Source organism: Streptomyces inusitatus (genome assembly GCF_014651115.1).
Lineage (GTDB): Bacteria > Actinomycetota > Actinomycetes > Streptomycetales > Streptomycetaceae > Streptomyces > Streptomyces amakusaensis.
Window position 1 is genome coordinate 69,654 of sequence record NZ_BMWG01000008.1, and the last position, 25,427, is coordinate 95,080.

18 protein-coding genes are annotated in these 25,427 nt (G+C 69.9%); 9 read left to right on the forward strand and 9 right to left on the reverse strand.

Going from position 1 to position 25,427, the window contains the following annotated elements:
- Positions 1 to 169: 169 nt before the first annotated feature.
- From IE247_RS15425 to IE247_RS15435, 3 genes are all read left to right on the forward strand, one after another.
- A complete protein-coding gene (locus IE247_RS15425) occupies positions 170 to 1,417 on the forward strand; it encodes a phenylacetate--CoA ligase family protein (protein ID WP_190123681.1) in 1,248 nt (415 codons plus the stop codon).
- 24 nt (positions 1,418 to 1,441) lie between these two features.
- The gene (locus IE247_RS15430; RefSeq protein ID WP_190123682.1) at positions 1,442 to 1,966 is read left to right on the forward strand and encodes a glycine-rich domain-containing protein; all 525 of its coding nucleotides are present in this window, start codon (positions 1,442 to 1,444) and stop codon (positions 1,964 to 1,966) included.
- 68 nt (positions 1,967 to 2,034) lie between these two features.
- Entirely contained in the window at positions 2,035 to 3,369 is a 1,335-nt protein-coding gene (locus IE247_RS15435; RefSeq protein WP_190123683.1) for an MFS transporter, read from the forward strand.
- Between the two features lie 70 nt (positions 3,370 to 3,439).
- Here the strand turns inward: IE247_RS15435 and hemE are convergent, their stop codons facing one another.
- A complete protein-coding gene (gene hemE / locus IE247_RS15440; RefSeq protein WP_190123684.1) occupies positions 3,440 to 4,516 on the reverse strand; it encodes a uroporphyrinogen decarboxylase in 1,077 nt (358 codons plus the stop codon).
- 90 nt (positions 4,517 to 4,606) lie between these two features.
- Here hemE and IE247_RS15445 point away from each other — a divergent pair, with 90 nt between their 5' ends.
- From IE247_RS15445 to IE247_RS15470, 6 genes are all read left to right on the forward strand, one after another.
- The gene (locus tag IE247_RS15445) at positions 4,607 to 5,278 is read left to right on the forward strand and encodes a DUF3000 domain-containing protein (protein ID WP_190123685.1); all 672 of its coding nucleotides are present in this window, start codon (positions 4,607 to 4,609) and stop codon (positions 5,276 to 5,278) included.
- A 301-nt stretch (positions 5,279 to 5,579) separates the two neighbouring features.
- Complete coding sequence (locus IE247_RS15450; protein ID WP_190123686.1) at positions 5,580 to 6,245, forward strand: response regulator transcription factor; 666 nt, start codon at positions 5,580 to 5,582, stop codon at positions 6,243 to 6,245.
- A gap of 77 nt (positions 6,246 to 6,322) precedes the next feature.
- Complete coding sequence (locus IE247_RS15455) at positions 6,323 to 7,606, forward strand: ribonuclease D (protein ID WP_190123687.1); 1,284 nt, start codon at positions 6,323 to 6,325, stop codon at positions 7,604 to 7,606.
- A gap of 338 nt (positions 7,607 to 7,944) precedes the next feature.
- Complete coding sequence (locus IE247_RS15460) at positions 7,945 to 9,165, forward strand: thiolase family protein (protein WP_190123688.1); 1,221 nt, start codon at positions 7,945 to 7,947, stop codon at positions 9,163 to 9,165.
- Positions 9,162 to 11,291, forward strand: a complete 2,130-nt coding sequence (locus tag IE247_RS15465) for a 3-hydroxyacyl-CoA dehydrogenase NAD-binding domain-containing protein (protein ID WP_190123689.1) — start codon at positions 9,162 to 9,164, stop codon at positions 11,289 to 11,291. Before IE247_RS15460 ends, IE247_RS15465 begins: the two co-directional genes overlap by 4 nt.
- Positions 11,292 to 11,380: 89 nt before the next feature.
- Positions 11,381 to 11,788 carry an NTP pyrophosphohydrolase gene (locus IE247_RS15470; protein WP_190123690.1) on the forward strand — a complete coding sequence of 136 codons (408 nt, stop codon included), beginning with the start codon at positions 11,381 to 11,383 and terminating at the stop codon, positions 11,786 to 11,788.
- Positions 11,789 to 11,844: 56 nt separating this feature from the next.
- Here the strand turns inward: IE247_RS15470 and IE247_RS15475 are convergent, their stop codons facing one another.
- From IE247_RS15475 to acnA, 8 genes are all read right to left on the reverse strand, one after another.
- The gene (locus tag IE247_RS15475; RefSeq protein ID WP_190123691.1) at positions 11,845 to 13,356 is read right to left on the reverse strand and encodes an amino acid permease; all 1,512 of its coding nucleotides are present in this window, start codon (positions 13,354 to 13,356) and stop codon (positions 11,845 to 11,847) included.
- Positions 13,357 to 13,545: 189 nt separating this feature from the next.
- Positions 13,546 to 15,519, reverse strand: a complete 1,974-nt coding sequence (gene dxs / locus IE247_RS15480) for a 1-deoxy-D-xylulose-5-phosphate synthase (protein WP_190123692.1) — start codon at positions 15,517 to 15,519, stop codon at positions 13,546 to 13,548.
- A 304-nt stretch (positions 15,520 to 15,823) separates the two neighbouring features.
- A complete protein-coding gene (locus tag IE247_RS15485) occupies positions 15,824 to 17,101 on the reverse strand; it encodes an ROK family transcriptional regulator (RefSeq protein ID WP_190123693.1) in 1,278 nt (425 codons plus the stop codon).
- A 220-nt stretch (positions 17,102 to 17,321) separates the two neighbouring features.
- Complete coding sequence (locus IE247_RS15490) at positions 17,322 to 18,254, reverse strand: carbohydrate ABC transporter permease (RefSeq protein WP_190123694.1); 933 nt, start codon at positions 18,252 to 18,254, stop codon at positions 17,322 to 17,324.
- A gap of 11 nt (positions 18,255 to 18,265) precedes the next feature.
- Positions 18,266 to 19,189 (reverse strand): carbohydrate ABC transporter permease, encoded by a 924-nt coding sequence (locus IE247_RS15495; RefSeq protein ID WP_190123695.1) that lies wholly within the window; start codon positions 19,187 to 19,189, stop codon positions 18,266 to 18,268.
- 55 nt (positions 19,190 to 19,244) lie between these two features.
- Entirely contained in the window at positions 19,245 to 20,690 is a 1,446-nt protein-coding gene (ngcE, locus tag IE247_RS15500) for an N-acetylglucosamine/diacetylchitobiose ABC transporter substrate-binding protein (RefSeq protein ID WP_190123696.1), read from the reverse strand.
- Between the two features lie 1,057 nt (positions 20,691 to 21,747).
- Positions 21,748 to 22,224, reverse strand: a complete 477-nt coding sequence (locus IE247_RS15505; RefSeq protein WP_190123697.1) for an RICIN domain-containing protein — start codon at positions 22,222 to 22,224, stop codon at positions 21,748 to 21,750.
- Between the two features lie 261 nt (positions 22,225 to 22,485).
- A complete protein-coding gene (gene acnA, locus IE247_RS15510; protein ID WP_308433235.1) occupies positions 22,486 to 25,200 on the reverse strand; it encodes an aconitate hydratase AcnA in 2,715 nt (904 codons plus the stop codon).
- Between the last annotated feature and the right edge of the window lie 227 nt (positions 25,201 to 25,427).

Genomic DNA, 25,427 nt, shown 5'->3' on the forward strand with positions numbered 1-25,427 from the left:
CTCCGCGGCGCCCCCGGGGCCCGCTGCCTCCCCCGCACCGCCCCCGCCGGCGGAAGGCCCGGGGGGCGGGCGGCCCCGGCCGCCCCCCGCCCGGCCTCCGCGGGGCATCCGCACTCGCGTGTTTCATCCGTTTCGAAGCCGATTTTTCAGCGTCGATTGAAGGTCAACCGTGGACGGTCAACCTCATTCCGACATCATCGATCAGATCCGGGACATTCCCATCTATCGAGCGTCGGTCGAGCAGGGGTATTTCCCCATTCTGGAGAAGCCGGAAATCGGTCGCGGTTTTCCGGACAACTGGATGACGCCGAGGCTCTCCCGGGCCCTGGAGGCCGGCGAGGCGGAGTTCGTCCTGTCCACGGGCACCAACCACGCTCGTATGCAGATCATCAGGCCGCCGTACTTTCTGCTGAAGTCCTACTACCGGCTGTGGAGCGAGCACCCCGACATCTCGGAGACCTGGCACCAGGGCTGCCGCCGGGTCTCGCTGACCACCGTGCTGGCGACCGAGCATGTGGCCCGGGTCAACGCGAGGAAGCGGGGCACCGAGCCCGCGGCGGCTCCGGGCATCGAGGACCGGCGGCTGGACGAGCGGACCGTCTATCTCAACCTCCGGCTCGACCCGGCGCTGTGGGACCGCGCGGACGTCGAGCGGATGATCGGGGAGATCCGGGCCGAGCGGGACAGCCATCCGCTGGGCCGGTACCACCTCGACTGCTCGGGCTACCACCTGGCGCAGCTGGTCCGCAAAGCGCTCGACTGGGGGCTGTGGGACGACTTCCCGCGCCCGGCGAGCGTCATCACCGCCTACGAGTACACCCCGGCGGGCGTCCGCGAGTATCTGGAACGCCGGCTGGGCTGCCCGGTGGTCGACCTCTTCGGCAGCACCGAGCTGGGCTATCTCTACTACAGCGACCGGGACGGCCGTTACCACCCGTATCTGGACCGGATGAGCCTGGAGCTGGTGCCGGTCGCGCCGGGAAGCCAGATACACAGCCTCATCGTGACGAGTGTGCGCAATCCGCACATGCCGCTGATCCGCTACCGCTCCGGCGACTGTGTGCGCACCCTGGACGGAAGCACGAACCCGGCGAAAGTCGTCCGGTTCTGCGGCCGGGAGAAGGAACTCCTTCCGACGCCGAACGGCCTGGTCTCGCAGGGCGATCTGGACGGCGCCGTCACGGCCGCCTCGTCCCACGTCCTCCTCTGCCAACTGCGCGCCCAGGAGCAGGGGAATCTGCGGCTGCTGTACACGACCTTCGACGGCCGGCCGCTCGCCCCCTCCGAGAGCGCGGCGGCGGCCAAGCTCGTCGGCGAGCTGACCGGGCTGCCGTGCGCGGTCGAACACCGTGAGCACATCCCGGTCGGGGCTTCCGGAAAGCACACCTGGCTCGTGACCGAGCGCACCGAGAGCTGAGACGACACCACTGTCTGGAGCACCATGAAAACAGAGCAGCAGCCGCAGCAGCTGATATCGCCGGGCGATCTCAGGGAGTTGCTGGGCGAGGATCTCCACACCGAAGTCGTCGACCACTTCGTCCAGGAGACCGGTGGCAGCCACGAGGAGGTGGACCGCCAGGTCACCGAGTGCCTGCGCTATCTCTATCTCATCTCGCGCCACCCCACCGAGCTGGGCGGTCTCTTCCTCCCGGTGGAACAGCACATAGACGAGATCTGGCACTACCTGATCCTCCAGACCCGGGAGTACCGGGAGCTGTGCGAGGAGCGGCTGCCGGGCGGATTCTTCATCCAGCACCGCAGCATCGGTTACACGGCCTATCAGCAGGAGCCGGGCCGGGAGCGCGCGATCGAGGAGGCGCTGCGCTGGATTCCGCTGTACTGCCGGGAATTCGGCCCCTTCGACGAGGGCGCGCTGCCACACTGGACCATCGTCCGCTTCCTGCATGAGCGGATGCACATGTCGCTGGACCAGATCGCCGAGCTGCGGTCGGCGGAGCCGGTCTGACCGACGGCGGTGACCTGCCCGGGCAGCCGGAAGCGCGGGCCCGGGAGCGCGAGATGGAGAGCGGGAACATGAGGTCGCGGATCCGGGAGACGGACACGACGCCGGAGCACCCGGAGCACCCCGCGCAGCGGCGGATCCTCGCCGTGCTGGTGGTGGCCCAGATGCTGAGCGGCGCGGCACTGGCGGCCGGGATCACCATCGGCGCGCTGCTCGCCGAGGAGATGCTCGGCACGACGGGGCTCGCCGGTGTGTCCAGCGCGCTGTTCGCGGTGGGCGCGGCGGCCGGCGCGGTGGGCATCGGCCGGGCCTGCCGCCGCTGGGGCCGCCGCCCGGGCCTCGCCCTGGGGTACGGGGCGGGGGCGCTCGGCAGTCTGGGCGTCGTCGGGGCCACCGTGTTCGACAGCGTCACCCTGCTCTTCCTGGGGCTGCTCGCCTACGGGGCCGGGACCGCGTCGATCCTGATGGCCCGGTACGCGGGGGCCGATCTGGCCTCGCCGGAGCGGCGGGCCCGGGCTGTGAGCACCGTGCTGTTCGCCACGGCGGCGGGCGCGATCGCCGGGCCCGCGCTGGCCGGGGTGATGGGCGATCTCGCCGAGGCACTGGGCGCGCCGAGGCTGGCCGGGCCGTTTCTGCTGGCCCTGCTGGCGTTCACGGCCGCCGCGCTGGTCGTGGTGGTCTTTCTGCGGCCCGATCCGCTGCTGCTGTCGCGTGCGGCAGCGGCGGCGGACGACGGGCGGGCGTCGGGTTCCGGTCGTCCGGCGGCGGCCGGAACCGCGCGCGTCGACCGGCGTGTGCTGTTCACCGGCGCGACGGTGATGGTCCTCACCCAGCTCGTGATGATCGGGATCATGACGATGACTCCGGTGCACATGGCCGAGCACGGGCACGGCGAGCAGGCCGCCGGGGTGGTCATCGGGGTGCATCTGGGGGCGATGTATCTGTCCTCGCCGCTCTCCGGGGTGCTCGCCGACCGGGTCGGCAGGCTGTTCACCGCCGCGCTGGCCGCTCTCACCCTCTTCGCGGCGGGCGTGGTCGCCTCCCTCGCGCCGCCGGACTCCGCCCCGGCCCTGGCCGGTGCGCTCATTCTGCTGGGCGTCGGCTGGAATCTGGGGTTCGTCGCCGGTACGGCCCTGATCACCGACGCGCTCCCGGTGGAGGTGCGGGCCTCGTCGCAGGGGCTGGTCGATGTCGGCGTCACGGTCGCGGGAGCCACCGGGGGCCTGGCGTCCGGAGTGGTGGTGGCCGTGAGCGGCTACCCCGCGCTGGCGCTCTCCGGCGGACTGCTGATCCTCGTTCTGCTGCCGCTGGCCGCCCTGACGGCGGCCCTGTCCCCGCCCGCCGCCGACCGCCGCGCCCCGTCCCCGGCGCCGGCCGAAGAGCCCCTGCCGGAGAACCGGGCCTGATCCGGCGGGGAAACAGGCGCGGGGGGTACGGGAGGACCGCCTCCCGTACCCCCCGCGCGCTGTGGAGTCCCTAGCGGGCGGTGCGCTCGTGGACGGAGGCGACCAGCCGGGTCAGGGTGTCGGGGTCGGTGGTGGGCAGCACACCGTGGCCGAGGTTGAACACATGGCCCTCCAGGCCCTCGGCGGCGGCCAGCACCTCGGCGGTCTTGGCCTCGATGGCCTCGGGACCGGCGAAGAGCACGGCCGGGTCGAGATTGCCCTGGAGCGCCTTGCCCGGGCCCACCCGGCGGGCGGCCTCGTCCAGCGGGACGCGCCAGTCGACGCCGACGACGTCGGCGCCCGCCTCGCCGAGGAGGCCGAGCAGCTCTCCCGTACCCACGCCGAAGTGGATCCGGGGGACGCCGTAGGAGGCCACCGAGGAGAAGACCTTCGCCGACGCGGGCATCACCGAGCGGCGGTAGTCGGCGGGGGCGAGCGCGCCGACCCAGGAGTCGAAGAGCTGCACGGCGCTCGCGCCGGCCTCGATCTGCACCTTGAGGAAGGCGGAGGTGATCTCGGCGAGCCGGTCCAGCAGATCCGCCCAGAGCTGGGGGTCGCCGTACATCAGCGCCTTGGTGTGCTCGTGGTTGCGCGAGGGGCCGCCCTCCACGAGATAGCTGGCCAGGGTGAAGGGCGCGCCCGCGAAGCCGATCAGCGGGGTCGTGCCCAGCTCCTCGGTGAGCATGCCGATCGCCTCGGTGACGTACCAGACGTCCTCGGGGGTGAGGTCCCGCAGCCGGGCCAGATCGGCGCGGGTGCGGATCGGCTCGGCGACGACCGGGCCGATGCCCGGCTTGATGTCGAGGTCGATCCCGATCGCCTTCAGCGGCACCACGATGTCGCTGAAGTAGATCGCCGCGTCGACCTTGTGCCGCCGCACCGGCTGAAGCGTGATCTCCTTCACCAGCTCCGGCCGCATGCAGGAGTCCAGCATCGCGACGCCCTCACGCACCTTGAGGTACTCGGGGAGCGAGCGGCCCGCCTGCCGCATGAACCAGACCGGGGTGTGCGGCACGGGCTCACGCCTGCACGCCTTCAGGAAGGCGGACTCGTACGGCTTCGGCTGCTGGCTTGCGGGGCTGCCCGAGGGGCGGTCGTTGACGCTCACGCCCCAAATCTTCGCACGGACAAAGGAAGTGCCCGCCGCCCCGGGTGTCCTTCCCTGCGCGAGGCCCCCATTCCGCCTACTCTTCCCCGCATGGCTGCGGCTCAGGGACATTTTTCCGATCATTCCAACGGCGCCGACGACAAGGACGGCACAGAGAGCGATCCGGTCCCGCGCGCGTTCCGGCTCGCGGTCGAGGCACTGCGGTCCGCACGACCGCGCCCGGACATCGAGGTGGAGCCCGCGCGCCCGCCGCAGCGGCTCGCGCCGCACGCGTACGCCCTGGAGGCCGCCGTCGTCGAGGGCGAGGAGGATCTCGCCGACGGCCGGCTGGTGCTGCTGCACGACCCGGCGGGGCACGAGGCCTGGCAGGGGGCGTTCCGGCTGGTCACGCTGGTGCGCGCGGAGCTGGAGCCGGAGATGGCCGCGGATCCGCTGCTGCCGGAGGTGTCCTGGTCCTGGCTGACAGGCGCGCTGGAGGCGCGCGGGCTGGCGTACGGGGAGCCGAGCGGGACCGTCACCCGCGCGGGGTCTCACTATTTCGGTGGACTCGCCGATCGGCGCCCGGCGACCCAGATCGAGATCCGGGCGTCCTGGACGCCCCAGGAGGGGCCCGACGGGGTCCCGGACACGGCCGCGCACATGTTGGCCTGGTGCGATCTGCTCTGCCAGATCGCGGGGCTGCCGCCGGCGCCGGCCGGTTCGGCGGACCCCTCGGCGGGTGTGGTGTCGCTGCCGCAGCGGCGGGGGCCGCAGCACCGGTGACGGGCGGGGGCGGTGCGGCCCGGGGAGACTGTGCGCGGGCCCGCTCCCCGTACCGCTCCCCGCACCGCCCCGAGGGCCGCCCCGCGCCCGCTTCCGGCGGCCCCTCATGTCGTAACGCTCCGTCAGATCGGTCACCGATGATCGATCACTCGTCCGAATTGAACCAATTGTCACTCACTAAATCGTGATCTTTCTCTAAAGGCGATCAGGTTTGGTGCCGAAGAGGTCAGTGACCTAACTGATCGGTTCGCCCCGGCCACATCCCCGGCCGGCCCGTCCCGCACCTTCCCCAGGAGGCCTGGTGTCCGTTCTTCTCGAGCAGCCCGCAAGCCTGGTCACCTACCGCCCGAACAAGCCGACGGCGATGGTCGTCGTGGCCGACCCACGCGTCCGCTCCACCGTCACCCGCCACCTGTGGGCCCTCGGAGTGCGCGACGTGATCGAGGCGTCTTCGATCGCGGAGGCCCGCCCCCGCGTCAGCAATCCCCGCGACATCTGTGTCGCCGATGTCCATCTGCCCGACGGTTCCGGACTGACCCTGCTGTCCGAAACCCGTGCCGCGGGCTGGCCCAACGGCCTCGCCCTGTCCGCGGCCGATGACATCGGCGCCGTCCGCAACGCACTCGCGGGCGGCGTCAAGGGCTATGTCGTCACCGGTACCCGTACCAATATCGGCCACCCCACCCGCCCCGGCGCCGCCCCCATCGGCGCGGCGGCGGCACGTCTGGGCCACCGCCGCCCCCCGGGTGCCCCGAGCCACCCGGGCGGCTACCGCGAACTGTCCGGACGTGAGGTGGAGGTGCTGCGACTGGTCGCCGAAGGCCAGTCGAACAAGGCGATCGGGGTGTCCATGGGACTTTCCGCCCTGACCGTGAAGAGCCATCTCGCCCGGATCGCCAGGAAGCTCGGCACCGGCGACCGCGCCGGAATGGTGGCCGTGGCACTGCGCACCGGCATCATCCACTGACCCTCTCCCCCACCCCGCGCCTGTCGACGGAACGTTTCCGTCGACAGGCGCGCTCCGTTCACAGATACCCTTGACACGTGACCGACGCCCAAGACACCGCAGCAGAGACCGCACTGCGAACCACCGGGGGCGCCCCCCCGGACGACGGCGTCGCAGCCGAAGAGGCTCCCACCCCGCTGCTGGAGCCGCGGGAGGGCATTCCTCCGGTGGTCGCCGACGCCGAGGGGCTCGCCGAAGTGATCGCCGCGTTCGCCGCCGGCACCGGCCCGGTCGCCGTGGACGCCGAGCGCGCCTCCGGCTACCGCTACGGCCAGCGCGCCTACCTCGTCCAGCTGCGCCGCGAGGGCGCGGGCAGCGCCCTGATCGACCCCGTGGGCTGCCCCGATCTCTCCGGGCTCGGCGAGGCCCTCGCCGGAACCGAGTGGATCCTCCACGCGGCGACCCAGGATCTGCCGTGCCTGCGGGAAATAGGCATGGTTCCCACCAGCCTCTTCGACACCGAGCTGGCCGGCCGGCTGGCCGGCTTCCCCCGGGTCGGGCTCGGCGCGATGGTCGAGTCGGTCCTCGGGTACGCCCTGGAGAAGGGCCACTCCGCCGTCGACTGGTCCACCCGTCCACTCCCCGAGCCGTGGCTGCGCTACGCCGCGCTCGACGTGGAGCTGCTGGTGGATCTCCGGGACGCGCTGGAGAAGGAGCTGGACCGGCAGGGCAAGCTGGAGTGGGCCCACCAGGAGTTCGCCGCGATCGTCGCCGCGCCGCCCGCTCCCCCGCGCAAGGACCCCTGGCGGCGCACCTCCGGGATGCACAAGGTGCGCCGACGCCGTCAGATGGCGGTCGTCCGGGAGCTGTGGACGGCCCGTGACAAGGTCGCGCAGCGGCGTGACGTCTCACCGGGGAAGGTGCTGAGCGACACCGCGATCATCGAGGCGGCACTCGCCGTTCCGGTGAGCGTGCAGGCGCTGACCGCGCTGCCCGGATTCGGCCACCGCGCCGGGCGACGGCAGCTGGAACAGTGGCAGGCGGCCGTGGACCGGGCCCGGGCGCTGCCCGACGCGGAGCTTCCGCAGCCCGGCCAGCCGCTGAACGGCCCGCCGCCGCCGAGAGCCTGGGCGGACAAGGACCCGGTGGCCGCGGCCCGGCTGTCGGCGGCCCGGGCGGCCGTCTCGGCGCTGGCCGAGGAGCTGAATCTGCCGCAGGAGAATCTGATGACGCCGGACACCGTCCGGCGGGTGTGCTGGGAGCCCCCGGCCGAGCACTCGGTCGCCGCCGTCTCCGCCGCCCTGGCCGCACTCGGCGCCCGCCCCTGGCAGATCACCCTCGTCGCCCCCCTCCTCACCACCGCCCTCTCCGCCACCGCCTGACCCCCACCCCCAACCCACATCGCCCGGTCGCCCGTCCCCCAGGACCTCCGACCGGGCGCTTCCTCTTTTCCACCCACCCAGAGGCCGTCCCAGGCAAAGCCCTGTGGCGGCACCTGCGACAGGCCAGGCGCACCATTTGAGCCTGTCCGGCGATTGAGGACGGAACCCCGCACCCCAGGTGCCGGAACTGAACCACCAGAACGCCCCCAACCCCCAGGATGTGACCTTCTCGGCGAGGGGCTGTGCACGATGGTTACTCGCAAGTAGCATGATGGCAGCAAGCGCACGCTCAGTCGTGCCCCGCGCAGTGCCACCCTGCACTCTGGAGGAGAGCCATCGTGCCTCGTACCGTCAGGGACGTCGTCTTCGTCGACGGCGTCCGCACCCCGTTCGGCAAGGCGGGCCCGAAGGGCATCTACCACGAGACCCGGGCCGACGATCTCGTCGTCAAGGCCATCAGGGAGCTGCTGCGGCGCAACCCGGGCCTCGACCCCGCCCGGATCGACGAGGTCGCCATCGCCGCCACCACCCAGATCGGCGACCAGGGCCTGACCCTCGGACGGACGGCCGGAATCCTCGCCGGGCTGCCGCAGTCCGTCCCGGGCTACTCGATCGACCGGATGTGCGCGGGCGCGATGACCGCCGTCACCACCACCGCCGGCTCCATCGCCTTCGGCGCCTACGACGTGGTCGTCGCGGGCGGCGTCGAGCACATGGGCCGGCACCCGATGGGCGAGGGCGTCGATCCCAACCCCCGCTTCGTCAGCGAGCGGCTCGTGGACGAGTCCGCCCTCTTCATGGGCATGACCGCGGAGAACCTCCACGACCGCTATCCGTCGATCACCAAGCAGCGCGCTGACGAGTACGCGGTCCGCTCCCAGGAGAAGGCCGCGAAGGCGTACGCCGACGGCAGCATCCAGCAGGACCTGGTCCCGATCTCGGTGCGCCGCACCACCCCGGAGACCGGCGAGACCGGCTGGGGGCTCGCGACCGAGGACGAGCCGATGCGCCCCGGCACCACGCTGGAGAACCTGGCGGGCCTCAAGACGCCGTTCCGTCCGCACGGCCGGGTCACCGCGGGCAACGCCGCCGGTCTCAACGACGGCGCGACCGCGTCGCTGATCGCCTCCGAGGAGTTCGCCCGCGAGGCGGGCCTGCCGGTGCGGATGCGGCTGGTCTCCTTCGCGTACACCGGGGTCGAGCCGGAGGTCATGGGGTACGGCCCCATCCCGGCGACCGAGAAGGCCCTCGCCAAGGCGGGGCTGACCATCGGGGACATCGGCCTCTTCGAGATCAATGAGGCCTTCGCCGTCCAGGTGCTGGCCTTCCTGGAGCACTACGGCATCGCCGACGACGACGCGCGCGTCAACCAGTACGGCGGCGCGATCGCCTTCGGCCACCCGCTGGCCTCCTCCGGCGTACGGCTGATGACTCAGCTGGCCCGGCAGTTCGAGGCGCAGCCCGAGGTCCGTTACGGCCTCACCACCATGTGCGTCGGCTTCGGCATGGGCGCGTCGGTCATCTGGGAGAACCCGCACTTCGCCGGAGGCGCACAGTGAGCAAGACAGCCGAACTCCTCAAGGGCGCGGCCCAGCTGTTCCCCGACGAGGTCGTCACCAGCGCGCATGTACGCCATCTCGACCTGCCCGCCGGGGCCGGCCGATTCGCGCTGATCACGCTGGACAACGGTCTCGACCACACGAAGCCGACCACCTTCGGTCCTCAGTCGCTCGCCAACCTCGACGCGGCGATCGACCAGGTCGAGCGGGAGGCGGCCGAGGGCTCGATCGTCGGCGCCGGTCTGACCGGGAAGCCGTTCATCTTCGCCGTCGGGGCCGACCTCAAGGGCGTCGAGCTGCTGCGCACCCATGAGCAGGCGCTGGCCATCGGGCGGGGCGGGCACGAGGTCTTCAAGCGCCTCTCCTCGCTCGCGGTGCCGACCTTCGCGTACTACAACGGTGCGGCGATGGGCGGCGGGGTCGAGGTCGGGCTGCACTGCTCGTACCGTACGGTCTCCCGGGCCGTGCCCGCCTTCTCGCTGCCCGAGGTCTTCCTCGGGCTGGTCCCGGGCTGGGGCGGCTGTGCGCTGCTGCCGAACCTGATCGGCGCGGACCGGGCCGTCACGGTGATCATCGAGAACTCGCTGAATCAGAACCGCCAGCTCAAGGGCGGTCAGGTCTTCGATCTCGGCATCGCGGACGCGATCTTCGACGGCGCGGACTTCCTGGAGCGGTCGCTGGTGTGGACCGCCTCCGTCCTCACGGGCCAGACGGTCGTCGAGCGGGCCGAGGTCGACCGGGGCGAGGCCTGGGACGCGGCCGTGGCGCGGGGCAGGTTCATCGCCGACGGCAAGGTGCACGGCGCGGCCCCGGCCGCGTACCGCGCCCTGGAGATCATCGCCGCCGCCAAGGACGGCGATCTCCAGGCCGGTTTCGACGCCGAGGACGAGGCGCTCGCCGATCTGATCATGGGCGGGGAGCTGCGCGCCGGTATCTACGCCTTCAATCTGGTGCAGAAGCGCGGCAAGCGCCCGGCGGGGGCCCCGGACAGGAATCTGGCCCGGCCGGTCACCAAGGTCGGTGTCGTGGGCGCGGGTCTGATGGCCTCGCAGCTGGCGCTGCTCTTCGTACGCCGTCTTGAGGTGCCGGTCGTGCTGACCGACATCGACCAGGAGCGGATCGACAAGGGGGTGGGCTATGTCCACTCCGAGATCGACCGGCTGCTGGGCAAGGGCCGGATCAGCCAGGACCGGGCGAATCGCTTCAAGGCCCTGGTCACCGGTGTGCTGGACAAGGCCGATGGCTTCTCGGACGCCGATTTCGTGATCGAGGCAGTCTTCGAGGAGATGGGCGTCAAGCAGAAGGTGTTCGCGGAGGTCGAGGCGGTCGCCCCGGCGCACGCGATCCTCGCCACCAACACCTCCTCGCTCTCGGTGAGCGAGATGGCGTCGAAGCTGAAGCACCCCGAGCGGGTCGTGGGCTTCCACTTCTTCAACCCGGTGGCGGTGCTTCCGCTGCTGGAGATCGTCCGGGGCGAGCTGACCGACGATGCCTCGCTGGCCACCGCGTTCGGGGTGGCGAAGAAGCTGAAGAAGACCGCCGTGCTGGTCAAGGACGCCCCGGCGTTCGTGGTCAACCGGATCCTGACCCGGTTCATGGGCGAGGTCCAGAACGTCATCGACGAGGGCACCCCGGTCGAGGTCGCCGAGCGCGCGGTGGAGCCGCTGGGTCTGCCGATGTCGCCGCTGGTGCTGCTGGAGCTGGTGGGTCCGGCGATCGGTCTGCATGTCTCCGAGACCCTCAACAGGGCCTTCCCGGACCGGTTCACCGTCTCCGCGAACCTGGCGGCGGTGGTGAAGGCCGGCAAGCGCGGCTTCTATGTGTACGACTCCGGCCGGCCGGAGCTGGACCCCGAGGTCGCGGCGCTGCTGCGGCAGGGCGACACGGTCCTGACCGAGGAGGAGACCCGGGCCCGGGTGCTGGGCGCGGTGGCCGAGGAGATCGGGCTGATGCTGGACGAGGGCGTCGTGGCCGAGGCCCAGGACATCGACCTCTGCCTGATCACCGGCGCGGGCTGGCCCTTCCATCTGGGCGGCGTCACCCCGTATCTCGACCGTGAGGGCGTCTCCGAGCGGGTGAACGGCAAGCGGTTCCTCGCGCCGGGTGTGGCGAGCGTGCCCGCGTAGCGGACCGCTGCACGGGCTGTTACGGACAGGGGCGGTACGGGATGTTCCCGTACCGCCCCTGTCGTCGTCGGCGGGTAGGCTCGCGGCCGATGACGGAGCCGATACCGGAGCAGCCCCGGACCACCCTGCTGATCGTCGACGGCGCGAATGTCGTCGGCTCCGTACCGGACGGCTGGTGGCGCGACCGGCGCGGGGCGGCGACCCGGCTGCGGGACCGGCTGGTGCGGTACGCGGCCGAGGGCGTCGGGGGCGAGCCGGGGCCGCTGGAGGTCGTGCTGGTGGTGGAGGGCGCGGCGCGCGGTGTCGCGCCGGTGCCGGGGGTGCGGGTCGAGGAGGCCCCGGGCAGCGGCGACGACCACATCGCGGCGCTCGCGGCCGGGGCGGCGGACCGGCCGTGTCTGGTGATCACGGCCGACCGCGGGCTTCGCGACCGGGTCGCGGCGGTGGGGGCCCGTACGGCGGGCCCGCGCACGGTGTACGGCCCGCACGCCCCCTGAGCGCCCCAAGGCGCCCCCGCGGCCCCTCAGGGGCTCCCAGCGGCCCTCAGGGGCCTTTAGTGGGGCACCTTCGCACCGGGCTCCAGCCGACTGTGCGAGCGCCCGTACACGAAGTACACGATGACGCCGAGCAGCATCCACAGACCGAACCGCAGCCAGGTCTCGCTGGGCAGATTGAGCATCAGCCAGAACGAGGCGGCCACCGAGACGATCGGCAGCAGCGGGACCAGCGGGGTGCGGAAGGCGCGCGGCAGATCGGGGCGGGTGCGGCGGAGGATGACGACGCCGAGCGCCACGATGACGAAGGCGAAGAGGGTGCCGATGTTGACCAGGGCGGCGAGTTCCTCGATGTTGGTCAGTCCCGCGACGATCGCGATCACGATGCCGAGCAGCAGGGTGGCCCGGTAGGGGGTGCGGTAGCGCGGGTGGGTGCGGGAGAAGAATCTCGGCAGCAGCCCGTCCCGGCTCATCGCGAAGAACACCCGGGTCTGGCCGAGCAGCAGGATCATGCAGACGGAGGTGAGACCGATGACCGCGCCGAAGCTGATGACCCCCGCGTACCAGGGGTGGCCGGTGGCCTTGAAGGCGTCGGCGAGCGGGGCGTCGACGGTCAGCTCCGTGTAGTGCTGCATGCCCGTGACGACGATCGAGACGGCGACGTAGAGCAGGGTGCAGATGAACAGCGAGCCGAGGATGCCCCGGGGCATGTCCCGCTGGGGCAGTTTGGTCTCCTCGGCGGCCGTGGCCACGACGTCGAAGCCGATGAAGGCGAAGAAGACCACGGAGGCGGCGGTGAAGATGCCCATGACGCCGAAGCTCGTCGGCGCGTAGCCGAAGATCATCTGGATGAGCGGCTGCTGGAGCCCCGATTCGCCCGGCACCTCGCTGGCGGGCGGGATGAAGGGGCTGTAGTTGGACACCTTGATGAAGAAGGCCCCCGCGACGATGACCAGCAGGACCACGGCCACCTTGATGGCGACGACCACGGTGGTGACCCGGGCGGAGAGCTTCATGCCGAGGACGAGGATGCCGGTGAGCAGCAGGACCAGCAGAAAGGCGAGCAGGTCGAAGCCGAAGCCGCTGACCGGGTTGGTGCCGGCGATGGCGTCGGGGAGCTGCCAGCCGGCGTTGTCCAGGAGTGAGCGGAAGTAGCCGGACCAGCCGACGGCGACCACCGCCGTGCCCACGGCGAACTCCAGGACCAGGTCCCAGCCGATGATCCAGGCCGGCAGCTCGCCGAGCGAGGCGTAGGCGAAGGTGTACGCCGATCCCGCGACCGGGACCGTCGAGGCGAACTCCGCGTAGCAGAGGGCGGCGAGTCCGCAGACGACCCCGGCGATGACGAAGGCCACCGCGGTGGCGGGTCCGGCGGTCTCCTTGGCGACCGCGCCGGTGAGGACGAAGATGCCGGTGCCGATGATGACGCCGACCCCGAAGACCGTGAGGTCCAGTGCGGAGAGGGACCGTTTGAGCGCGTGCTCGGGTTCCTCGGTGTCGTGGATGGACTGCTCGACGGATTTGGTCCGGAAGACACCCGCTCCGTTCGCGGGGTCTGTCTGTGTGCTCACCGTGCACCTCCACGCTGTGTCGTCCCCGTCATGATCGGGACGGCGGGCGGTCCAGGGGCGGCCGTACGAGTGGTATTCACACGGATGGCCGGGAGGGTCACCCTTCTTGGGTGACCCTCCCGGCCGGGAACGGTCTCTCGGCGCTGCCGCCGCGCGTCGGTCGCGCGTGAGCCGCGGACCGGTCGTGCGTCAGTCGCGGACCGGCTCGACCTCCGGGTCGGCCGCCCTGGCGGAGCCGCCGTCGAGCTTCGCCACCAGGCCGGTGACCTGGCGGGCGATGTCGGGGGCGGTCAGCCCGATCTCGGCCATGACCTCCTTGCGGGAGGCGTGGTCGAGGAAGCGCGGCGGAATGCCGAAGTCGCGGAGCGGCATGTCGACGCCCGCGTCGCGCAGCGCCTGGGCGACGGCGGAGCCGACACCGCCGACGCGGCTGTTGTCCTCGACGGTGACGACGACCCGGTGCCGCTCGGCGAGCGGCGGAAGGGCCTCGTCGACCGGCTTGACCCAGCGGGGGTCGACCACGGTGGTGGAGATGCCCTGCGCGTCGAGGAGATCGGCGATCTCCAGGCACATCGGGGCGAGCGCGCCGACGGAGACCAGGAGCACGTCCGGGCGGTCGGCGTCGGGGCGGCGCAGCACATCCATGCCGCCGACCCGGCCCACGGCCTTGACGGAGGGGCCGACCGCGCCCTTGGAGAAGCGGACCACGGTGGGCGCGTCGTCGACGGCGACGGCCTCGCGGAGCTGGGCGCGGACCTGGTCGGCGTCGCGCGGGGCGGCGATCCGCAGGCCGGGGACGACCTGGAGGATCGACATGTCCCACATGCCGTTGTGGGAGGCGCCGTCGGTGCCGGTGATGCCGGCCCGGTCCAGGACGAATGTCACTCCGCAGTTGTGCAGGGCCACATCCATGAGCACCTGGTCGAAGGCGCGGTTGAGGAAGGTGGCGTACACCGCGAAGACGGGGTGGACTCCCCCGGTGGCGAGACCGGCGGCGGAGACCGCGCCGTGCTGCTCGGCGATGCCGACGTCGTAGACCCGGTCGGGGTAGGCCTTGGCGAATCTGTCGAGGCCGACGGGCTGGAGCATCGCGGCGGTGATCGCGACGATGTCCTCGCGCTCGGCGCCGAGCTTGACCATCTCCTCGCCGAAGACGGAGGTCCAGTCGAGGCCGGAGCTGGCGATCGGCAGACCGGTGTCGGGGTGGATCTTGCCGACGGCGTGGAAGCGGTCGGCCTCGTCCTGGAGGGCGGGCTGGTAGCCGCGGCCCTTCTCGGTGAGGCAGTGGACGATCACGGGCCCGCCGAAGCGCTTGGCGCGGGCCAGCGCGGACTCCAGGGCCTCGATGTCGTGGCCGTCGATGGGCCCGACGTACTTGAGGCCGAGGTCCTCGAACATGCCCTGGGGGGCGATGAAGTCCTTGAGGCCCTTCTTGGCCCCGTGGAGCGTCTCGTACAGCGGCTTTCCGACGACCGGGGTGCGGCCGAGGATGTCCTTGCCGCGGGCGAGGAAGCGCTCGTAGCCGTCGGTGGTGCGCAGGGTGGCGAGATGGTTGGCGAGGCCGCCGATGGTGGGCGCGTAGGAGCGCTCGTTGTCGTTGACCACGATCACCAGCGGGCGGTCCTTGGCGGCGGCGATGTTGTTCAGCGCCTCCCAGGCCATACCGCCGGTGAGGGCGCCGTCACCGATCACCGCGACGACGTGGTCGTCCTTGCGCAGCACCTCATTGGCCTTGGCGAGGCCGTCGGCCCAGCCGAGGACGGTGGAGGCGTGGGAGTTCTCGATGCAGTCGTGGTCGGACTCGGCGCGCGCCGGGTAGCCGGAGAGGCCGCCCTTCATCTTCAGGCGCGAGAAGTCCTGCCGGCCGGTGAGCAGCTTGTGCACATAGCTCTGGTGGCCGGTGTCCCACAGGACCTTGTCCCGGGGAGAGTCGAAGACCCGGTGCAGGGCGATGGTCAGCTCGACCACGCCGAGGTTGGGGCCGAGGTGGCCGCCAGTCTTGGACACGGCGTCGACGAGGAAGGAACGGATCTCCGCGGCCAGCTGATCAAGCTGTTCCGGGCTGAGCCGGTCCAGATCGCGCGGTCCCTCGATGCGGGTCAGCAGATCCCACCCGTCGCCCACCACCACCCTTGAGCGACGCGCTTCGCGCGGATCCTTCACTCTGCCTCCTTGCGTATTGAGCTGGGTGTACTGAGCCGGGTCGAGACCGTGACGATGTGGTTGAGTCTAATGTTCCGCTCCTGGCCATGGTCTTCGGGCAGGGCGATCGGGCTCATGGGATTGGCGGATCCCCCGCGCACGGGGTTGGAATACGGGAGAATGCCCCGGCCCTGTGCGTCGCGGTGAGCCGCGCGTCCGCCGCACATCTGTCGGACGCGTACGGCGGTGCGCGAGGTTCCCGGGAGGGCACGGGCGGGGCCGACAGTGGCGAGAACCACATCCGCCCGCGGGCGGGGGCGGGTCCCTAGACCGAGGCGACGGGCTCGCGGACCGGGCCACCGGTGCCGACGACTCCGACGACTCCGACGGCCCCGGCTTCAACGGCTCCGGCTCCGGCTCCGGCTCCGGCTCCGGCTCCGGCGATGAGGGGCGAGTCCCCCATCTCGCTGAGCACCAGGGCCACCGCGCCCAGCACCTCGGCGCGGGCCCCCAGCGATCCGGCGGCCACGGTGAGCCAGCGGGCGGCGCTGGGGATGGCGTAGCGGGCGACGGAGTCGCGTACGGGACCGAGGGCCAGCTCGCCCGCCTCCGCGAGGTATCCGCCGATCAGCACCCGGCTGGGGTTGAGCAGATTGCACAGGCCCGCCACCGCGCTGCCGAGATGGCGGCCCACGTCGGCGACGACCCGGCGGCACCCTAGGTCGCCCTCGTGGGCCAGGGCCACCACGCGCTCCATCGTCAGCCCGGGCCCGTGGGCGGGTCCGAGCAGCGGGAGGACATGGCGGGCGGCGGCGAAGGTCTCGACGCACCCCCGGTTTCCGCAGCGGCAGACCGGGCCGGACTCGTCCAGGGTGATGTGGCCGATCTCCCCGGCGGTGCCGCCCGGGCCCCGGAAGATCCGGCCGCCGATCACCAGGCCCGCGCCGACGCCCTCCGCGACCTTGATGTAGGCGAGGTCGGCGATGCCCCGGCCGCCGCCCCAGATCAGCTCTCCCAGGGCCGCGAGGTTGGCGTCGTTGTCCACCAGGACGGGTACGCCGAGCCGGTCGGACATCTCCCTGCCGGGGCTGGCCCCGACCCATCGGGGCAGCATCGAGGTGGCCCCGAGCACCCCGGAGTCGGTGTCGACGGGGCCGGGGACGCCGAGGCCGACGCCGATCACCTTGCCCGGGGCGGCTCCGGCGCGTGCCACGAGCCGTCCGATCAGCTCCGCCGCCCGGTCGAGGCCCTCCTCGGCGCCGGAGTCGGCGTCGAGCGGCTCGGACTCCTCGGCGAGCACCCGGTGGGCGAGGTCGGCGACGGCGACCCGGAGTCGGGTGTGGCCGAAGTCGACTCCGACGACGACCCCCGCGTCCCCGCTCAGCGAGACGCTGCGGGCCCGCCGGCCGCCCACCGAGGTGGGGGTGACCTCGATCGCCCCGCTCTCCTTCAGCTCACGGACGATGTTGGAGACGGTGGCGGCCGAGAGACCGGTGCTCCGGGCGATCTCGGCCTGGGTCGGTGAGCCCGCCATGCGCACGGCCCGGACGACCCGCTCCAGATTGGCCCGGTGCAGTGATGTCTGCGATCCCGGAGTCTGCATCCCTGCTCACTCATTCCCGCCCGGAGCGTCCCGGAGCGTCCCGGCGGAACCCCGGGACTCGCTCCACCTTGTGAGGGCCAAGCTCTCCGGCCGCGGGGGACGCCGTCAAGACCTGTGAGGTCACGGCGCGCATCGGCCCCCGGCGGAACCGTCCGCCGGGGGCCCGCGGGCGTCGCCCGCGCGCTGCTCGTACCTCTGCTCGTACTCTCCGCCCGTACCGCTACTTGATCGCGCCGGCGGTGAGACCGGCCTGGACCTGGCGCTGGAAGATCGCGTACACGATGAGCACCGGGAGCATGGCGATCATCATGCCCGCCATCAGCGCCCCCCAGTCGTTCTCATAGCCCTGCTGGAGGGCGATCATCGCCAGACCCTGGGTGAGTACGTACTTCTCCTCCTGCTGGTTGAGGACCATCGGCAGCAGATACTGATTCCACTGCCCCAGGAAGTTGAAGATGCCGATGCTGATCAGACCGGGCTTGGCCATCGGCAGCATCACCTGGAAGAACGTCCGGGTGTGCGAGGCTCCGTCGATCATCGCCGCCTCCGCCACCGAGTTCGGCAGCGTACGGAAGAAGGAGGTCATGAAGAAGACGGTGAAGGGCAGCGAGTAGGCGATGTAGACCAGGATCAGTCCGTGGTAGGTCGCCAGCAGTGTGCTGCCCGGGAAGTCCCTCAGTACGAAGAAGAGGGGGATCACCAGCATGAACACCGGGAAGGACATGCCCGCCACGAACAGGTAGTAGATAAATCTGTTCCCCGGGAAGGTGAAGCGCGCCAGCACATAGGCGGCCATGGAGCCCAGCACCATGGTGCCCACCACCGAACCGCCCACCACGATGGCGGTGTTGATGAAGTACTGGCCCATGTTCGCGTCGTTCCACGCGTTGGACCAGTTCTCCCAGTGGAGGGCGGTCGGCAGCCCCCAGGGGTCGGTCAGGATGCCGTTGCTGTCCTTGAAGGCGCTCCAGAGCACCCACAGCAGCGGCACGCCGACCATCAGCGCCCAGACGACGAGAATGCCGTGCGAGAAGACATTCAGCACCCCGCCCTCGGTGGCGACGCGTTTCTTCGCCGCCGGGCCGTCGGCCCCGGTGGCACGGGGGGCGGGCGTGTCCAGCTTCGCCACCGCATCGATCTCTTCGGTCGTCATCCGCCGTACCCCTAGAACTCGACTCGCTCACGCCGCGCGAAGCGCATGGTGAGCAGTGCGAACGTCATCGTGACAATGAGCATCGCGATTCCCATCGCGGAGGCGTAGCCGAACTGGCTGTCCCGGAAGGCCGTGACATACAGCCGCAGCGGCATGACATCGGTCGCGCCGTCGGGTCCGCCGTTGTTCACCGACATGATCTGGACCAGGGCGAAGGCGTCCAGGGCGATGATGCCCATGTACACCCAGCCGGTCTGCACCGCGTCCCACAGCAGCGGGAGGGTGATCTTGAAGAAGGTGTGGAAGCGGTTGGCGCCGTCCAGCAGCGCCGCTTCGTAGATGTCTCGCGGGATGGAGGCCATCGCGGCGGAGAACAGCACCACGTAGAAGCCGACATGGCCCCAGACCATGACCGCGCTGATGCACCAGAGGGCGATGCTCTTCTCGCCGAGCCAGGAGTTCTGGAGGCTGTCCAGACCCACTGTGCCCAGGAGGGAGTTGAGCATGCCGTCGTTGGGGTCGGGGTTGTAGATGTTGAACCAGATGACCGCGACGATGGTGATCGAGATGACCTGCGGAAAGAAGAAGACGAACTTGTAGAACTTCGACCCGGTCACACCGGTGACCACTTCGTTCTTCTTGCGCCGGCCGCCCACGTTGAGCATGAAGGCGAAGAAGAGGCCCAGTCCGAGGGTGACCACCGGGACGAGCGCCAGCATGTAGACGTTGTGGCGCAGCGCGTTCCAGAAGTCGTCGCTCTCCCAGAGCCGTTCGAAGTTGTCCAGGCCGATGAAGTTGGCGGTGCCGACCAGTCCCGACCAGTCGGTCAGGGAGATCTGGAAGGCCTGGACGAACGGCGAGAGCACGAAGACGCCGTAGATGATCAAAGGTAGGGCCAGGAAGCCCACGATGAATCGGTATTTGCCGTGTTGCATCTGCTTCCCGGCCCTTCCCCTCTTCTTTAGGACGGATGGCCTGTCGGTGTCGGTGTCAGCCGGCGCGCTTGAACTTGGTGACCGAGCTGTCCTGGGCCACCTTGTCGGCCTCAGCCTGGGTCTTCTTGATCCACTCCGACGCCTTGAGGTCACCGGTGAGCAGCTGGCCGGTCAGGCCGCCGATCTTCTCGTCGGTGAGGGCCGGGTACCACTCCTGGAGCTGGAGGCTGATGAGGTTGTCACCGGCCGCCTTGACCGCCGCGCTCGCCGAGGCGAGGCCCGGGGAGAGGGTCATGCCCTCGGTGGCGTCGACCACGCAGGTCAGCGACTTGACCTTGGTGGCGAAGTTCTGCGCGTGCTTCTTGGAGAGCATGATGCGCAGCAGTTCCATGCCGCCGAGCGGGTTCTTGCCCTTGGCGGAGACGATGTACGGCTCGCTGGGCTCGCCGCGCAGGGTGCCGGAGGGCAGCTTGTCGCCGGTGCCGTCGAGCAGTGCGCCGACCGACATCCCGAAGTCCTTCGGGGTGGTGGGCGCGGCCTCGTTCTCCACCCAGGACCCGTTGGGGATGAAGACGGCCTTGTTCTTGGTCCAGGAGGTCTGGGACTGGATGTGGGTCAGGCCCTCGCTGCCCTCCAGGAAGTACTTCTTGGCGGCCAGCTCCTCGTAGTGCTCGATGACCTCCTTGACCGCGTCGTTCTTGGTCCAGGCGTTCGGCTCCAGGTTGTCGATCTCGACCCAGGCCGGCATGCCGCCGATCTTGGCGATCTGGGCGAACAGATTGAAGTGGACGTAGTACGGGTACTTGCCCGCGTACGTCCAGGGCGCGATGCCCTCCTTCTTGATGTCGCCGCAGAGCTTGACCATCTCGTCGAGGGTCTTGGGGTAGGCCCAGCCCTTGTCCTCCAGCAGCTTCTGGGAGTACCAGGTGCCGTAGATGGTGAAGGCGTAGTACAGCACGTCGAACTTGTCGCCGTGCTTGCCCTTCTCCAGCGTGCTGGGGTGGATGACGTCGCGGACCTTCTTGTTCGGGTCGTCCAGCGACGCCGCGTCGAGCAGCACGCCCAGGTCCTGGAGCTGTCCCTGGCTGGAGAGCTTGTTCATGTCCAGGTGGTTGGCGCCGGAGTTGTCGATGACGTCCGGCGGGGTGCCGCCCGCGAAGCGGGGGGTGAGCTTCGGGCCGACCTCCTGGGTGCCGGTGTGCTTGACCTCGGCCTGGTACGTCGTCTTGTAGTCGGCCTCCGCGTCCTTGGCGTACTGGTCGCCGAGGCCGCCCTTGAAGATGAACGCCTCCAGCGCGACGCCGTTCTTCACGCCGAGCGGGTTCTTCGCCGAGACCGTGCCGGTCTCCTTGGCGGCCGGCTTCTCCTCTGTGCCGCCGCCGGTGGCACAGGCGGAGAGGAAGCCCATCGTGGGCACGGTGATCAGGCCGAGCGCAGCGGAGCGCTTGATCAGATTACGACGGCCGAGACCCTCATTGTTGTGGGCGGAGGTGGATCCCATGCTCAAGTCCTCGCCTTCATCAGGACTCAGGCGGTGAACAAGTCGCCCGTAGATATCGCCTCAGGCGAAGGGCCCCGCCACCGCGGTCAGTTGCTTTGCCTCCCGGAGGGAGACATTGAAGCTCGGTCTGTAAGGGTCGGCGGTGAGAACAGAATCCGGGCAGCAGTGAATAGACGCACGACTGTCCGACTCCTGGTTCCCCCTACCCGCGGCACTGTGTGCGACAGCCTTGCGGGGTGCCGACAGGTATAGTCCACTTCGCCTCAACGGAGCAAGATCGAAAGCATGGTTGGGCAACAGTCTTTCCCGAGTTGAGACCTCCCGGATATCTGAGCACCCTCCACGGGCATTCAGCCATGTCAATCCTCGCGGAACACAAGGTTCCAGCCTAAAGACAGCGTCAGAACCCTTGACATCTATGGTCACTTGCCTCCCTACTGGAGCTTGCGACACGGAATCGACAACGTTGTCCGTATGCGCCTTCGCGCCCTGAAAGGGATGCGCGAGGGCGGGAGCAGGGCATCGATGGAGTCCGGCGGACCCCTTCACAGACCAACTCCTGTCACCACGGCGCTGGTTGTGTACGTCTCGTCGACGGCGGCGGAGCGGGCCGGGGCGGCCCTTGAGCCCGGAGACAGAAATCGCTTTCCCCTTCGACGCGACCGAACTGCCGCCCGACCGAAGCAATGCCGTTGGCGACCGTTGACAGCCGTTGATACCGGAACAGACGGCCGGAAAAGGCCCTACGGAGCCGACGAAGGGTTGACCGAAGGAATACCGGGCGATATCAGCGGCAAGGACATCGAGGTGCCCGACAGGGATGAAATCGCTGACACCCAGGGAATCCGAGGGTAATCCGGTCGATCTTCAGCCGAAAGCCAGGTGGCTGGAATTCTTCACCACTTCATGGAGAGAGTTCGGCATCGGATTCCCGTCCGCCTTCGCCTTCGCCATCGCCTTCAGCATCGCCTTCGCCATCGCCGTACGCACGAGAGCCCCGCCGGCGCGGCGGGGCCCTCCTGGTGTTCCGGTCCGGCCCCGGGGCCGGACCGGAAGGTCAGACGGTGGTCAGGCTGATCTGCTCGCCGCTGACCGTCCAGCGCTGCCGGGACCCGGAGTTGCACGGCTCCACATTGACGATGCGGGACCTCGGATAGTCACTGGTCAGGCACATGCCCGGGTGCGCGGACTGCGAGATCTGCTCCCCACTCACCATCCAGCGCTGCCGGGACCCGGAGTTACAGGGCTCCACATTGACGATGCGGGACCTCGGATAGTCGCTGCTCAGACACATGCCCGGGTGCGCGGACTGCGAGATCTGCTCCCCACTCACCGTCCACTGCTGCCGGGAACCAAAATTGCAGGGCTCCACATTGACGATGCGAGATCTCGGATAGTCGCTGCTCAGACACATGTTGCCGGCGGTCGGCCCCAGCTCGGCGGGGGCAGCGTCCGCCACGGCTGCCGAGGGCAGCCCTAAGGACGTCACAGCGAGCAGGACGGGGACGAGGAGCTTGCGGAATACGTCGGCCATGAGGTGGAGCCCTTCGCGGTCGGCAGATCCGCTTCGGCCGGGACACAGCGACTGGTCCCGGCCCGCGGTTCTGGGCGGTGAACGACCTTGAGAGGTTCCCCTCAACCCCGACGCCGCACGCGCGGATCTCGCCGGGGCCCGCCCGCTTTGAGGACGCGTTGGGCGAGCATTGGGCGAGCTTTGAGCGGATCCGGCGGGGGCGCACACGAAAGGGCCGCGCCCCCGCCGTGAAGCGGTGACGCGGCCCTCTACGGGTGTCCGTCAGCCTCGGATGAGGTTCCTCAGGACGTACTGCATGATGCCGCCGTTGCGGTAGTAGTCGGCCTCACCCGGGGTGTCGATGCGGACGACCGCGTCGAACTCCACACCGGTGTCGGTGGTGACCTTGACCGTGCGCGGCGTGGTGCCGTTGTTCAGCTCGGTGACGCCGGTGAAGGAGAAGGTCTCCTCGCCGGTGAGGCCGAGGGCCTCGGCGGACGCGCCCTCCGGGTACTGGAGGGGCAGCACGCCCATGCCGATGAGGTTGGAGCGGTGGATGCGCTCGTACGACTCGGCGATGACGGCCTTGACGCCCAGCAGCGCGGTGCCCTTGGCGGCCCAGTCGCGGGAGGAGCCGGAGCCGTACTCCTTGCCCGCGAGGATGACCAGCGGGATGCCCTGCTCGATGTAGTTGCGCGAGGCGTCGTAGATGAACGACACCGGCGCGTCGGGCTGGGTGAAGTCGCGGGTGAAGCCGCCCTCGGTGCCGGCCGCGATCTGGTTGCGCAGCCGGATGTTGGCGAAGGTGCCCCGGATCATGACCTCGTGGTTGCCACGGCGCGAGCCGTAGGAGTTGAAGTCGCGGCGCTCGACGCCGTGCTCCGTGAGGTACTTGCCCGCCGGGGTGTCGGCCTTGATCGCACCGGCCGGGGAGATGTGGTCGGTGGTGACCGAGTCGCCGAGCTTGGCGAGCACGCGGCCGCCGGAGATGTCGGAGACCGGGGTGGTCTCCATCGTCATGCCCTCGAAGTAAGGGGGCTTGCGGACGTAGGTGGACTCGGTGTCCCACTCGAAGGTGTTGCCGGTCGGGATCGGCAGCGCCTGCCACTGGGCGTCGCCCGCGAAGACGTCCTGGTAGGACTTGTTGAACATGTCCTCGCCGATGGAGTTGGCGACGACGTCGTTGACCTCGGCCTCGGTGGGCCAGATGTCCTGGAGGAAGACCGGCTTGCCGTCCTGGTCGATGCCGAGGGCGTCGCGGGTGATGTCCACCTTCATGGAGCCCGCGATGGCGTAGGCGACCACCAGCGGCGGGGAGGCCAGGTAGTTCATCTTGACGTCCGGGTTGATCCGGCCCTCGAAGTTCCGGTTTCCGGAGAGCACCGAGGTCACGGCCAGGTCGTGCTCGTTGATGGCCTTGGAGACCTCCTCCGGCAGCGGGCCGGAGTTGCCGATGCAGGTGGTGCAGCCGTAGCCGACGAGGTTGAAGCCGACCTTGTCGAGGTAGGGGGTGAGCCCCGCCTTGTCGAAGTAGTCGGTGACGACCTTGGAGCCCGGGGCGAGGGTGGTCTTGACCCACGGCTTGCGGGTCAGGCCCTTCTCGACCGCCTTCTTGGCCACCAGCGCGGCGGCGACCATGACATACGGGTTCGAGGTGTTGGTGCAGGAGGTGATCGCGGCGACGGTGACGGCGCCGTGGTCGATCTCGTACGTGGACCCGTCGGGGGCCGTGACCGTGGTCGGGCGCGACGGCACGCCGTTGGCGCTCGCCGGGGAGTCGGAGGCCGGGAAGGACTCCTTGCCCGCCTCCTCGTCGTCCGAGACATAGTTGCGCACGTCGACGGCGAACTGCTGCGAGGCGTTGGCGAGGACGATCCGGTCCTGCGGGCGCTTCGGTCCGGCGATGGAGGGGACGACCGTGGAGAGGTCAAGCTCCAGCTTCTCGGAGAAGTCGGGCTCGGCGGCCGGGTCCAGCCAGAGGCCCTGCTCCTTGGCGTACGCCTCGACCAGCGCGACCTGCTGCTCGTCACGGCCGGTCAGACGCAGGTACTTGAGCGTCTCGTCGTCGATCGGGAACATCGCGGCGGTGGAGCCGAACTCCGGCGACATGTTGCCGATGGTGGCGCGGTTGGCGAGCGAGGTGGCGGCGACGCCCTCGCCGTAGAACTCCACGAACTTGCCGACGACACCGTGCTTGCGCAGCATCTCGGTGATGGTCAGCACCAGGTCGGTGGCGGTGGTGCCGGGGGTCAGCTCACCGGTCAGCTTGAAGCCGACGACCCGCGGGATGAGCATGGAGACCGGCTGGCCCAGCATCGCGGCCTCGGCCTCGATGCCGCCGACGCCCCAGCCCAGCACACCGAGGCCGTTGACCATGGTGGTGTGCGAGTCGGTGCCGACGAGGGTGTCCGGGTACGCCTGGCCCTTGCGGACCATGACCGTGCGGGCCAGGTGCTCGATGTTCACCTGGTGGACGATGCCGGTGCCCGGCGGGACGACCTTGAACTCGTCGAACGCGGTCTGGCCCCAGCGCAGGAACTGGTAGCGCTCCCGGTTGCGGCCGTACTCCAGCTCGACGTTCTGCGCGAAGGCCTCGTGCGTACCGAACTTGTCGGCGATGACGGAGTGATCGATGACCAGCTCGGCCGGGGCCAGCGGGTTGATCTTCGCCGGATCGCCGCCCAGCTCCTTCACGGCCTCACGCATCGTGGCGAGGTCCACGACGCAGGGAACACCGGTGAAGTCCTGCATGATCACGCGGGCCGGCGTGAACTGGATCTCCTGGCTGGGCTGCGCCTGGGAATCCCAGCCGCCGAGCGCCCGGATGTGGTCGGCGGTGATGTTCGCGCCGTCCTCGGTGCGGAGCAGGTTCTCCAGGAGAACCTTCAGGCTGTACGGGAGGCGTGCGGAGCCCTCGACCTTGTCCAGCTTGAAGATCTCGTAAGACTCGTCGCCCACGCGCAGCGTGCTGCGGGCGTCGAAGCTGTTCGCCGACACGACAGTCTCCTTCATCAATGTGCGCGTACTACGTCCATGCTGCCGCCACGGCTCCTCGCCGATCCGCTAAGGTAGGGCTTAGTTAGGTAACCCTTACCGAGTGGCGGCTGCGGCACGTCTTCGGCAGATATCTCGATGTCGAGATAACTCTAGTACATCGGTGCGGCTCGGTCATGCCCGGGCGGCCGGTGTTCACTGTCACGCCCCCGTCCGGACGGTCCCGGACG

Bases quoted from the DNA above. Each gene is read 5' to 3' on its own strand.
- IE247_RS15490 (WP_190123694.1), bottom strand. From the start codon at position 18,254: ATGACGACCGAAGAGATCGATGCGGTGGCGAAGCTGGACACGCCCGCC.
- IE247_RS15430 (WP_190123682.1), top strand. From the start codon at position 1,442: ATGAAAACAGAGCAGCAGCCGCAGCAGCTGATATCGCCGGGCGATCTC.
- IE247_RS15445 (WP_190123685.1), top strand. From the start codon at position 4,607: ATGGCTGCGGCTCAGGGACATTTTTCCGATCATTCCAACGGCGCCGAC.
- IE247_RS15435 (WP_190123683.1), top strand. From the start codon at position 2,035: ATGAGGTCGCGGATCCGGGAGACGGACACGACGCCGGAGCACCCGGAG.
- IE247_RS15495 (WP_190123695.1), bottom strand. From the start codon at position 19,189: ATGCAACACGGCAAATACCGATTCATCGTGGGCTTCCTGGCCCTACCT.
- IE247_RS15470 (WP_190123690.1), top strand. From the start codon at position 11,381: ATGACGGAGCCGATACCGGAGCAGCCCCGGACCACCCTGCTGATCGTC.
- IE247_RS15505 (WP_190123697.1), bottom strand. From the start codon at position 22,224: ATGGCCGACGTATTCCGCAAGCTCCTCGTCCCCGTCCTGCTCGCTGTG.
- ngcE (WP_190123696.1), bottom strand. From the start codon at position 20,690: ATGGGATCCACCTCCGCCCACAACAATGAGGGTCTCGGCCGTCGTAAT.
- IE247_RS15485 (WP_190123693.1), bottom strand. From the start codon at position 17,101: ATGCAGACTCCGGGATCGCAGACATCACTGCACCGGGCCAATCTGGAG.